Genomic DNA, 11,339 nt, shown 5'->3' on the forward strand with positions numbered 1-11,339 from the left:
TTATTATATCATCAGATATTGATAAGATTAACTATAACACCCGTATTCTTATTTCAAAAAACTTATGGAGAATGATTATACCGGCTACCTGTTTATCGACACCGCCATCCGGCTGAAAGTATGTCTTCTCCCCCGGATTGCGATGGAATATGTGAAGATGTTTTCCGGAACAGCGATGCCGTAAAATCCCGCATCACCGATGTGATGGATGTCGGCGCCTGCCATCTTGGCGCCCAGTGCAATTTCCCTGATCGTCTGTTCGTCCGAACCTTCCTGGCTTGTGCCGATTGTCAGCATGACGAGTGCACCTTTTGAATGGGCGTGTCTCACGTATTCCCCCGTCTTCTCCAGTGTGATGCCGGGCACTGTTCCGGGCGCCGGCATGAGGATGACGTCCGCACCGGCTTCTATGAACTTCGAGATATCCTCTTCTGTAATGATGTCTCCGCCGGTTTCACCCGCAACACCTGCACCGTGCATCTTGCCGGCGATGATCATGCCATTTTCCCCGAGTATTTCACGGGTCTTCTTTATCGCACCGAGGATTTCTCTATTCGTCACACCCGTTTTCGGATTGCCTGTCAGGCAGATGAAATCGAATCCGAGTTTTTCCGCTTCTTTGAGTGAAGCTTCTGTCGCCTGTCTGCCGGTTTCGAGCATATCAAAGTCCGCAAGCTTCTCCGCATCCAGGTCAACCGGCTCCAGATTCACACCCACCGGTCGTCCGGTGAGGTGCTTGACCTTTTCCACAGATTTTTCCCCCGCTTCCAGCCCCGATATTTTCGGATCGAACACATCAAAAATGTTGAGCAGTAAAAGATCCGCGCCGAACGATGCAGCGAGTTCGGAGTTTGTGACATTCGGATACAGTGGCGGCACCGTTGCCATGTTTTCCGACAGCATCGTCCTTCCCTCCCCCGCCCTGATCGCCTGCTTAAGCTCCTGTCCATTCATTTTCCCGAAATCCGACGCCGTACAATCCAGTATCCTCTTCATGGAACCACTCCTTTTATTTATCAATAAAGCCCTGTGGGCTATAATGAACTCAATACATTCATTATAGAATAGAGGCTGATAAAATGCTTTTGGAAATCATCGCGGCAGATTTGAAAGACGTGCACGATCTGAATCAGACGGCAGCCGACCGCATTGAGCTATGCGGAGAGATGGACAAGGACGGACTGACACCTGAATATGAACTGATACGTGAAGCTGTGCAAGTATCTGAGGTTCCGGTTAATGTCATGATCCGGCCACACGATGACACGTTCAGTTATACGGATGAGGAAGTCGGACAGATGATTGAAGATATCAATTTCGTCAAAGAACTGGGAGCGAACGGCATCGTGACCGGCATCATCACCGATGATCATATGATCGATACTGCATCGCTCGCCAGATTGGTTGATGCAGCAGGAGAAATGGAAATCACCTTCCATAAGGCATTCGATGAAATCGGTGACCAGATGGCGGCATTGGAAGTTTTGAGCAAGTTTCCTCAGATCAGGACCGTCCTGACATCAGGCGGACCAGCTTCCAGCGCGGATAATATCGAACAGCTGAAGCAACTCGTCATCCGCGGAAAAGAATTGGGCATCACAGTCATGCCCGGCGGCGGCATCAACATGGAAAACGTTTTGGAAATCGTTGATACAGCAGCTCCAGAGGCCATACACTTCGGAACCGGAGTCAGGGTAGACGGCAGTTTCGGCAGCAGGATTTCCGGAGAAAAGATTGCGGAGCTCAAAAGGATTTTGGGAGATTGATCAGCTCCAACGGTCATTCGTTCCTCCTTTCAACGACTGTTAGACTTCCAACAGTCGTCGAACCATGCTTTGAACGTCCATTAAACTTCTAACAGTCGTTCTATATCAATTCAAACGTCCGTTAACTCCCCAACATACACCTCGATCCAAATGAAACGGACATTACGCCCGCCGCGTAATGTCCGTTCTCCATAATATAATCGCGCCCACAATCATCCATAGCCAGACGAATCCGTACAACAGCCGCTGCATCAGTCCGGGTGCGAATCCGATCACTATCAGCACAAGGCTGAGTGCCGACAATGCCGCGCATATATATGTCCATACTGAAAACCCCGGCATTTTATCCCGTATGGTTTTTGCGATGATGAGCATTGCCGGTATTTGCAGGACCATGCCCGGCAGCGAAAAGATCGTATGTACAGAGAAGTTGACGTCTGCAGGGAAAATGCCGGAAATGCTGTAGCCGAGTCCGTACACGACCCACATCCCGGTTGCGATCCTCACTCCGATGCCCTCTCCAAAAAACCGGTGGAGCAGCACTGCCCCGAGGGCGATGAGTATACCGGTGACGATGAATGTGATATTCATCAGACCACTGAGTGGTGAACATATGTGATACGGCGCCAGGCTGTAGGCATGTGACATGCATCTTTCGACCCCGAGATCGCTCATCGGCTGATTCATGAAACTGTATGCTGATATCATGCGGGATGTGACAATCCACTCCACTGGAAAATAGAAGATCAGCAGGATCCAACTCATGAATCCTGCTGTGTCAGAAGTTCTGCTGCCGCGTTTCGCTATGAAAAATGCCGCCAGTAAAAGCAGCGTACACGCCAGTAAAAAATAATGGACCATCGTCTCCCTCCAAAGAAAAATCCCTTTGGGTTCATTATACCCGAAGGGAAGACCATTTACTATTTACACATCGAACAGTGTGTTGAACGCTTCACTCATCACCGGATGGTTGTACATCTGGTCACGGAGTGCAGTGTATGGGATATCGTGATCCATCGCCATTTTCACCAGGTTGACCAATTCTTCCGAGTTCACACCGAACAGATGCGCACCCAGGTTTTTTCCGGAACCTTTATCCACCACCGCTTTGAATAACCCCCTCAGTTCGCCGTTGACGTGGGATCTTGGATGCCCGGCCATCGGTATGCTGCCTTCGGCCACGTCATATCCTTCGTCCCTCGCTTCTTTTGTTGTCAGACCGACTCTGGAGTATGGCGGATCGACGAACATCGTATAGTGCACATTCGTCCGGGAGTCATAGGTGTAGGAGCCGTCTCCGAACATCTTGCTTCTGACTATGCGATAGTCATCGAGGGAGGTATATGTGAATTGGTAACCGCCCTTCACGTCACCCAGGGCCCAGATGCCGGCGGCATCCGTCTGAAGATGATCATCGACTTTGATTGCCCCGTCATCGGTAAGTTTCACTGAAGTATTTTCAAGCCCGAGGCCTGAGACCAGCGGTTTACGTCCGGTCGCCATGAGCACTCCATCCGCAGTAACTGTTTCTCCGCTCGAAAGTGTGACTTTAATATCACTCTCACTCACATCATCCAGCCGCTCGGCGTGTTCTCCGAACAGGAAGCTGATGCCGCTGTCTGTCATTGTCTTCTGGATTTCCCCGGCGATATCCGCATCTTCGCGGCCGAGGATCCTGTCATCGGGAACAATAACTGAAACGTCAGACCCGAATGCATTGTACATCGTCGCAAACTCAAGCCCGATGTATCCGCCGCCTACGATGACCAGCCTTTCAGGAAGTTCTCTCTCATCAATCATCGTAGTACTGTTATGCACCTTATCCGAATCGACATCCCCCTCAACCGGAGGCATGGCGTTTTCAGCCCCCGTATTGATGAAGATCTGATCGGCAGTCAGCGTCTCCGTGCTGCCGTCATGCATCGTAATCCGGACTTCCCTGTCATTTTGGAATTCAGCATGTGCATCATATACGGTGATGTTTTCTGAATCCGCGAGGTTGTGATAGTTTTTGTCACGCAATTTTGCCACCGTCTCATCTTTACGGCTTACGGCACCGGCATAATCTCTGCCGGCGAGCGCATCATGGCTCAGCAGCTTCGTCGGTATGCAGGCGATGTTGATGCATGTCCCGCCATACATCGTCGGGTCCTTTTCAATCACCGCCACTTTCTTCCCCCGGCCGGCAATGTCGCCAGCAAGCGTCTTGCCCGCTTTGCCAAAACCGATCACCAGTGCATCAAAATGTGCCAAGAAAAGCATCTCCTTCTGATTTTATATAGTCACTTGACCACTGGTCATCTACCCGCAAAGTGACTTCAAAAAACCAACCTCCTTTTCCTCATAAGAAAAGAGCGGTCGATGACCGCTCTAAAAAATGCATATTCTATTTCACCATCGCCATCAGGAATCCGTCATAGCCTTTGTCCCCTACGGTCTGTATGGCAGTGGCTTCGATCCGGTCATCGCCTGACAACAGGTCGATGAACTTCCTCAGATGCGGAATGTTCTTCTTGTCGGTGTCCTCTTCGATGATCCTGCCTTTCCTGACGACATTATCCGCAACGATGACTGTTCCGGACCTTGAAAGCTCAAGCGCCCATTCGAGGTATTCGGGGTAATTGTCTTTATTGGCGTCGATGAAGATGAAATCAAAAGTCTCGAAGCCCCTCTTTTTCAACACGCGCAGTGTCTTCGTGGCATCCCCCTCGAAAATCTCCACTCTGTCGGCGAATCCCGCTGCCGCGATGTTCTCCTCGGCCACCCGTGCATGTCTCTGCTTTGCCTCAAAGGTTGCCAACCGCCCGTCCTCCGGCAGTGCACGCGCAAGCCACACAGTACTGTATCCACCGTGTGTGCCGATTTCCAGTATCGTTTTGGCACCGCTCATCTTCGCCATCAGATAAAGCATCTTCCCGTGGGCCGATGCAACTTCGATCGACTGCAGGCCCTCTTCCTCATTCTTATGCAGTATGGCCTGTGTTGTCTCATCGGAAATATGCAGCTTATCATCAAAATATGCATCCACCGCTTTCCGGGTATCTTTCTTGCTCATACGTGACACCTCCATCATGCCCTATAATTTAATCATATCCATTATTCATTGTTTGGTGCAAGATTGCAATGGGAAATGAATGATAAAATATAACCTTGCCGTTATAAGGAGAGAAAAATCATGCCTGCATCCTCCCGGCTGTTCATCATCACCGCTCTCGTTCTCATCCTGCTTTACGCCCTGGTTCCGCTGATGCTGCTCGCGGACAGCAGTCTGGCAGAAACCCTCATCATGAAAAACCGGCCTGAACTGTCCGGCAGTGAGCTGCAATTCGCAGCTGTTGCCGTAAAAATATTCACCACCGCCATCCATCTGCTCTTCATGGGCCTCACTGCCTGGCTGTCGATAATGGCAGTCCGCCGGCGTAAATGGGCACGCATTGCACTGACCGCCGTCCTGTCCATTGCAACATTCGGGAGCTTTTCCTCCTGGATGGCCGGACCGGCGCTACACCCGGTAATCATTGCAACAACCATCATCCATCTGGTGCTGATTGTACTATTATGGCTTCCTGGTCATGGCGGAAGCTTCCAGGACGCAAACGGTAAATAGGAATCTTTCCACTCAGGATTTCGGCCACTCGCATCTCACTGTAAACATGTCCCGTTCATATTCCGCCCGGATGGTGCCCTCCGTTTTTTCCACCAGGCTCCGGGCGATGGAAAGCCCGAGTCCTGTACTTTTATCCGTGCGGGATCTGTCAGCGGCATAGAAGCGGTCGAACAGCATATTGAGATCCGTACTCCCGTCGATATGTGCGGCACTGTTCGCTGCAAAAATGACTATACTGTCATCACTTTCAGTAATGCCGGCGCGGATCTCCCCGTCACTGTACCGGATGGCGTTCGACAGCAGATTCTCCAGGATCCGTGTGAGTGCAGACGGATCGGTGTGCATAAAAACCCCCTGTTGTGGCATAGTGATCTCCGGCTCGATGCCACGTTCTTCAAAACTGTTGTAGAACCCGAGCATCACTTCCCCGAAATGGCGTTTCAGGTTTATTGTCTCGGGACTCAGCCTGTAATCGGCGGATTCGATTCTGCTCAGCTCGAAGAAATCATCGACCAGCTGTTCGAGGCGCTTCGTCCGTGCGTCTGCAATATCCATATACTCCCGCCGCTCCGCTTCACTGAGATCATCCGAAGCCGCCATCTGGATATACCCCTTGATCGAAGTGAGCGGGGTACGGAGATCGTGGGAAATGTTCGCCACCGCCTGCTTCAGTTCCCGTTCCGACCGGATCCTCTCCCGCTCGGCGTTCACATAGAGGTCGATCAGACGGTTTATTTCCGCTCCCAGTTGTTCTATACCCTGATCCGCCAGACTGACATCAATCTTCTTTTTTGTATGGAAATCATTATAACGTCCGAGCTGTCCGCTGATCTTCGACAATTCCCTTCTATATGTAAAAAGGCGGATGAAAAGGTACACCGCCACAACTCCCATGATAATTGAAATGTAGAGCATCCTTCACACCCGCCTTTCTCTATTTGATTTCCTTCCTGCCAAAAACCATGCATCCGGCCGCAACCACCACAACAATGGTCAGCACACCGACGACGACCGCTTCAGCCATCATGCCGGCAGACATCCGTGGCGCCATCACCAGATTAAACTGCTGGAATATGGAATAATCGTATATGATTTCTACGATATTGAACACCGGCACCTTTTCAACCACGAACATCAGGAGCGTGAACAGTACGGAGAAGATGATCGTCTTCCCGCTGTCTTCGGTGAGGACCGCAAGCAGCGTGATCATCGCCGTATATCCCGCATACTGCAGGATGAACAAGAGATGCATCCGGATGAGATACGTGATGTTCCCGCCGTCCAGTATCTCCAGGTTACCCGTAGCGGCAAGCATGATGAGCCCTGTTGATAAAGGAATCAGCACGCCGATGAACACGGATCCTAGAGTGTAGACGATGTACTTGGAGACATAGATCTCGCTTCTGGGCCTGCCGCTCAGGATCTGATTCTTGATGACACCGCCGGCGCCGAATTCAGTCGAGATGAAGAATGCCGCAAGCGTACCGATCATCAGGTTGAAGAATGCGGGAACCAGGAACATGGAGAGGGCGTTCAGCCCGCCAAGGCCCACCGCATCGAAAGACGTGCCGCTTATCATCCACCAGCCGACTATGATCAGGTAATGCATCAATGCACTGAGCCCGGTTGAAATCGCAAGGATCAACCAGAATGCCCTGTTTCTCCCGAGTTTGAACATTTCCGCCTTCAGAAGGTTATTCATGCCGGCCACCCCCCACAAGTTTTGAGAAGTAGCTTTCCAGGCTGTCCCCGGTCCGGGCAAAATGTTCAATGATGAGACCGTTGTCCGTCAGGGTTTTGGACACTTTACGCACATCATCCAGATGCTGGTAGAGATTAATCGTTTTGTCCGGCATGACTTCAAAGTCGGTAAGCCCCAGATCACTCTCCAGAACCGTCGCACCTTTGGTCACATCATCGATTTTTATCTTCAGATGCTGCCGGCATTTTTCATCCAGTTCCTTGAGCGAGAGTTCCTCTATCAGCTTTCCTTCATGGATGATGCCGTAGGTCGTCGCAAGCTGGTACAACTCACCCAGTATATGGCTTGATATGAGAACCGTCAGCCCTTTTTCACGGTTGAGTTTCCTGATCAGGTCGCGGAGTTCGACAATGCCGATCGGATCGAGGCCGTTGGTGGGTTCGTCCAGTATCAGGAACTCCGGATCACTCAGCAGAGCCATTGCCAGACCGAGCCGCTGCTTCATTCCGAGGGAGAAGTTTTTGACCTTCTTGACCCCCGTATCGGTCAGGCCGACCAGCGCAAGCGTCTCATCGATGCATTCCCGTCCCGGGATCCCTTTCTGGCGTCTGTGCACTTCCAGGTTTTCACGCGCCGTCATTTCAGAAAACAGTGCCGGATTTTCAATGATGGCACCCATCCGCTTCTGCGCATCATTCAATCCGGTGCGCGCATCCGTCCCGAAAATCTCGAGCGAACCCTCCGTCGGGAACGAAAGGCCAGTCACCAGTCTGAGCATCGTGGACTTCCCCGCGCCGTTCTGGCCGATGAAACCGTAGATGTCCCCTTTTCTGATGGAGAGATCCACTTTGTCGACAGCATGATGATTTTTATATTTCTTGGTGAGACCATTCATTTTTAAGATGTAGTCATTCATCATCTTTCCTCCTATTCAATCGATACTCACAGTATAGGAGGCGGATCATAAGAAGCCCTTAAGCGGATCCTTAAGAAAACATTAAGATTTCATCCGGTACCCCATGCCCCACACCGTATCGATATACGCGCCATCGGGATTTGCTTTCGCCAGTTTGCTCCGCAGATTGCTCATGTGGACATTGACAGTGTTTTCATCACCGTGGAACGGCTCGCCCCAGACACTTTCAAAAATATTCGCCTTTGAGAATACCTTGTCCGGACGGGTCATCAACGTCACCAGTATCGTATATTCGCGGGCGGTGAGCGCAAGGGGCCGGCCTGCCACTTCCACCGTTTTCGAATCAGGATCGAGTACAATATCCTTATGGGCCAGCACTTTCGGACCGCGCTCCCCGGTACTTTCATAGCGCCTCAGCACAGACTCGATACGGGCGGCGACCTCGTCGACATCAAACGGCTTGTCAATGAAATCATCCGCCCCGCTGCGAAGTGCTGAAATCCTTGTTTCACGCGCGCCCTTCGCCGAGATGACGATGACCGGCGTGCCCGATGACCCGGCCACTCTATCCAGGATCTCCTCTCCCGCCATCCCAGGCAGCATCAGGTCGAGCAGGATCAGATCCCATTCCCCGCGGTCGATATACAGCGCCGCTTCCGTACCGGAATAGGCAGGCTGCGCTCCCCAGCCATTTTTATGGATGATATCGCACAGCAGCCTGTTGATGTCGTCATCATCCTCGACCACCAGAATATCTCTCTTCCGGTTCACATTTCCACCTTCTTCATTTACATATCTTTATAAAAGCATAATTGTTTATCCGCAGCACCCGCAAGGACGGTGCGGGACAAATATCAGATGATCAGCATGTTGTCCTCATCGAACTCCCAGTCCGGTCCGAAAGCCACTTCCCATGTATAGCCGTCAAGATCAGTGAAATAGCCGCCGTAGCCACCCCATTCCGTGGTTTTGCCCGCGCTTGTCACCTTGCCGCCGAAGCTTTCCGCATCACGCAGGACCTGGTCCACTTCCCCTTCCGATTTTGCATTATAGGCGAGTGTAATGCCCTTGAATCCCACTTCATGGGAAGGATCGGTTCCGGTTTCCACAGCCAGCTTCTCCAGCGGGAAAAGCGCAAGCTTCGAGCCGCTGGCCCGGAAGAACACGATGTCCGGCACCTTTTCATCCCCGACCACAGTCGCATCGAATCCCATATTTCTGTAGAATTCAAGAGATTCCGCAATATTCCTCGTGCCAAGTGTAATGATGTTTATCCTGTCCATGTCATTTCCCCTTTGTTTAAGACTTGATTTCACAGAGTGTTTTTACACCTCAAATATAACATATCATCAGTGATCCGCGTCTTCATCCGCACCCCTGATTTTCTGTATAACTTCACTCTTTGCATCCGCATAATTCTGCACATGCTTCCATTTACGCTGTGCCAGTCTCCTTTTCTCAGCAGCGTATTCATTACGGACCGTTTCATTACTTCTCAGATGATTGCGGAACCCTATCATACGGTCCGTCTCCTCACAATCAGCACTGAAGACATGCAGATTGATCGGTGTGTCCACCCCTTTGAAAAGTCGATGATCATACCAGCCAGGCTCCCTTATATGCAGCGTGTAGCCCGCCTCCTCCATTGCCGGTACATAGGACGCTTCATCAGCAGAATCCTCTACTGCAAGGACAATGTCAATAATCGGTTTCGCACACAGTCCGGGTACAGATGTAGACCCCACATGCTCAAGAATGACCACTCTGTCTTTAAGCGTCTCCCTTATCCTGTGCTCCTCCCTTCCGTAGAGGACAGGCCACCTGTCGTCATATTCCTCCAGGCGGATTGAATCATTATGCGTCACACGCTCTCCAATGGTTACGGATGCCAGGTAATCAGCCCTGTTTCCATTAAAATTATGCATTACCATTCCTCCATTCCAATAAAATTTCCATTCATAAAGTGTAATTTATTTTAAATTGTATTGATTTTACTTAAAATTATATTCATGTTATTATGTAGTTGTAAAAGCTTTTGCCAATAGCGTAATTCAAAAATGGAGGGATTTGAAATGCGCAGGTTACCTCGCATTTTGTCTTCAGGTACACTGGCAGTCGGCGTAATACTCGGCGGGACGGCAGTAACGGATCAATTGGCAAACAACGAAGCACAGGCCCAGGGCATGGATATGGAAATGGAAATGGATTCTGAAATGGATTCTGAAATGGATATGGATATGGACCAGACCCACGGAATGGGAATGGACATGGAAATGGCCCAGGAACCATGGTATGAGTACAATGGTTATACCGGCATGGAAAACAGCCAGGGCGATTTCTTCCTGGAACAGACTTTCATTGACGCAGTCGCCTATCAGAATTTCACAATTAACGGCTACACCATCGACGGCAGTACAGAAGCGTTTGAAGAACACGGGGAAGACCACGTATCATTCGAAGTATACGATCAGCAGATAATGCAGGGTCAGGACGGCACCAACTTTGGTTTAAGCTTCCCTGTCCAAAAAGGTGAAGTGAGCACTGAGGAACTGTTCGCAGTGTATGGTAAAACGGAAAACACCGCACCTTCAGACCCGGATGAAACTGCCTACTACTATTATCAGATCGAAGATCAGAATCTTCAATTCATCACCCACGACGGCTGGGTCACTGAAGTCCGCTACGGCGGCGACCTCATGAGCCACTCATAATGGAATCAAGCAGCGGGCTGCCTTTTGGCGGCCCGTTTTTTTAATCATAGAAGACCATGTGCTCTTTTTCATCTTTATAATAGTCCAACCTGTCCTTCATTGTTCCTGTATGGAATTCGAATTTATGTCCATCCGGGTCTGTAAAATAGATGGAACGGCCATCACGTGCATCCCGTTTTCTCCCGCTAAGAATGTTTACCGCGAGATGCTCCAATTTTGCACACATATTTTCAAATTCATTCTCCTCTATCGAAAATGCGATATGTGTGTATGAATATTGAATTTCATTCCTGGGAATCTCCTTTTCTTCATTCAACGCAAGCCAATATCCATCCAGATCGAAGTATGCCGTCTTTCTGCCTTTCACTTTGAGCTTTGCATCAAATACATTCTCATAAAATTCAATGGATCTGTCCAAATCAGAAACAGAAAACAGTAAATGATTGATATCCCCCAATTTCACAACCTTCACCTCTTCCTGAAATAATCTTACGACCGGCCTTTCGGTATGCTGAGTGTATGCCAGTCATCGCCTTTCCAATTAAATGATAACGTTTATGACATAATTAAGAAATAATATTGAACTTGGCAAGAAGAAATTGTCAAAATTGTGTAAATTATATTGATTAAGCATTCA

14 protein-coding genes are annotated in these 11,339 nt (G+C 49.9%); 3 read left to right on the top strand and 11 right to left on the bottom strand.

What is annotated here, in order from left to right; genetic code table 11:
• Positions 1-84 precede the first annotated feature (84 nt).
• Entirely contained in the window at positions 85-996 is a 912-nt protein-coding gene (locus tag WN59_RS09425; protein WP_046516326.1) for a DUF7916 family protein, read from the bottom strand.
• A gap of 83 nt (positions 997-1,079) precedes the next feature.
• Between WN59_RS09425 and WN59_RS09430 the strand changes: the two genes are divergently transcribed.
• Positions 1,080-1,766: a copper homeostasis protein CutC gene (locus WN59_RS09430; RefSeq protein ID WP_046516329.1), complete on the top strand. Its 687-nt coding sequence runs from the start codon at positions 1,080-1,082 to the stop codon at positions 1,764-1,766.
• A gap of 162 nt (positions 1,767-1,928) precedes the next feature.
• Here WN59_RS09430 and WN59_RS09435 read toward each other — a convergent pair whose 3' ends face one another.
• The 3 genes from WN59_RS09435 to WN59_RS09445 form a co-directional block, all read right to left on the bottom strand.
• A complete protein-coding gene (locus WN59_RS09435) occupies positions 1,929-2,627 on the bottom strand; it encodes a DUF998 domain-containing protein (RefSeq protein ID WP_052747374.1) in 699 nt (232 codons plus the stop codon).
• Positions 2,628-2,690: 63 nt separating this feature from the next.
• The gene (locus WN59_RS09440) at positions 2,691-4,019 is read right to left on the bottom strand and encodes an FAD-dependent oxidoreductase (RefSeq protein ID WP_052747376.1); all 1,329 of its coding nucleotides are present in this window, start codon (positions 4,017-4,019) and stop codon (positions 2,691-2,693) included.
• A gap of 133 nt (positions 4,020-4,152) precedes the next feature.
• A complete protein-coding gene (locus tag WN59_RS09445) occupies positions 4,153-4,821 on the bottom strand; it encodes an O-methyltransferase (RefSeq protein WP_046516335.1) in 669 nt (222 codons plus the stop codon).
• 120 nt (positions 4,822-4,941) lie between these two features.
• Between WN59_RS09445 and WN59_RS09450 the strand changes: the two genes are divergently transcribed.
• Entirely contained in the window at positions 4,942-5,373 is a 432-nt protein-coding gene (locus WN59_RS09450) for a hypothetical protein (RefSeq protein ID WP_046516337.1), read from the top strand.
• A gap of 12 nt (positions 5,374-5,385) precedes the next feature.
• On the opposite strand, the gene WN59_RS09455 is transcribed toward WN59_RS09450, so the two are convergent.
• The 6 genes from WN59_RS09455 to WN59_RS09480 form a co-directional block, all read right to left on the bottom strand.
• Positions 5,386-6,288: a sensor histidine kinase gene (locus WN59_RS09455; RefSeq protein WP_046516340.1), complete on the bottom strand. Its 903-nt coding sequence runs from the start codon at positions 6,286-6,288 to the stop codon at positions 5,386-5,388.
• A 19-nt stretch (positions 6,289-6,307) separates the two neighbouring features.
• A complete protein-coding gene (locus tag WN59_RS09460) occupies positions 6,308-7,075 on the bottom strand; it encodes an ABC-2 transporter permease (protein ID WP_046516344.1) in 768 nt (255 codons plus the stop codon).
• Positions 7,068-7,991: an ABC transporter ATP-binding protein gene (locus tag WN59_RS09465; protein WP_046516347.1), complete on the bottom strand. Its 924-nt coding sequence runs from the start codon at positions 7,989-7,991 to the stop codon at positions 7,068-7,070. Before WN59_RS09465 ends, WN59_RS09460 begins: the two co-directional genes overlap by 8 nt.
• An 81-nt stretch (positions 7,992-8,072) precedes the next feature.
• A complete protein-coding gene (locus tag WN59_RS09470) occupies positions 8,073-8,762 on the bottom strand; it encodes a response regulator transcription factor (protein WP_046516352.1) in 690 nt (229 codons plus the stop codon).
• A gap of 83 nt (positions 8,763-8,845) precedes the next feature.
• Positions 8,846-9,274 carry a VOC family protein gene (locus tag WN59_RS09475; protein ID WP_046516357.1) on the bottom strand — a complete coding sequence of 143 codons (429 nt, stop codon included), beginning with the start codon at positions 9,272-9,274 and terminating at the stop codon, positions 8,846-8,848.
• A 66-nt stretch (positions 9,275-9,340) separates the two neighbouring features.
• Positions 9,341-9,916 carry a GrpB family protein gene (locus WN59_RS09480; RefSeq protein WP_156172422.1) on the bottom strand — a complete coding sequence of 192 codons (576 nt, stop codon included), beginning with the start codon at positions 9,914-9,916 and terminating at the stop codon, positions 9,341-9,343.
• A gap of 147 nt (positions 9,917-10,063) precedes the next feature.
• On the opposite strand from WN59_RS09480, the gene isaB reads away from it, so the two are divergent.
• On the top strand, positions 10,064-10,702 hold the full coding sequence (gene isaB / locus WN59_RS09485) for an immunodominant staphylococcal antigen IsaB family protein (RefSeq protein WP_046516366.1): 639 nt from the start codon (positions 10,064-10,066) through the stop codon (positions 10,700-10,702).
• Positions 10,703-10,742: 40 nt separating this feature from the next.
• On the opposite strand, the gene fosB is transcribed toward isaB, so the two are convergent.
• Positions 10,743-11,165, bottom strand: coding sequence for a metallothiol transferase FosB (gene fosB, locus WN59_RS09490; RefSeq protein ID WP_046516369.1), 423 nt, complete (start codon positions 11,163-11,165; stop codon positions 10,743-10,745).
• Between the last annotated feature and the right edge of the window lie 174 nt (positions 11,166-11,339).

The sequence above is a fragment of the Salinicoccus sediminis genome (assembly GCF_000986795.1).
GTDB classification, from domain to species: Bacteria; Bacillota; Bacilli; order Staphylococcales; family Salinicoccaceae; genus Salinicoccus; species Salinicoccus sediminis.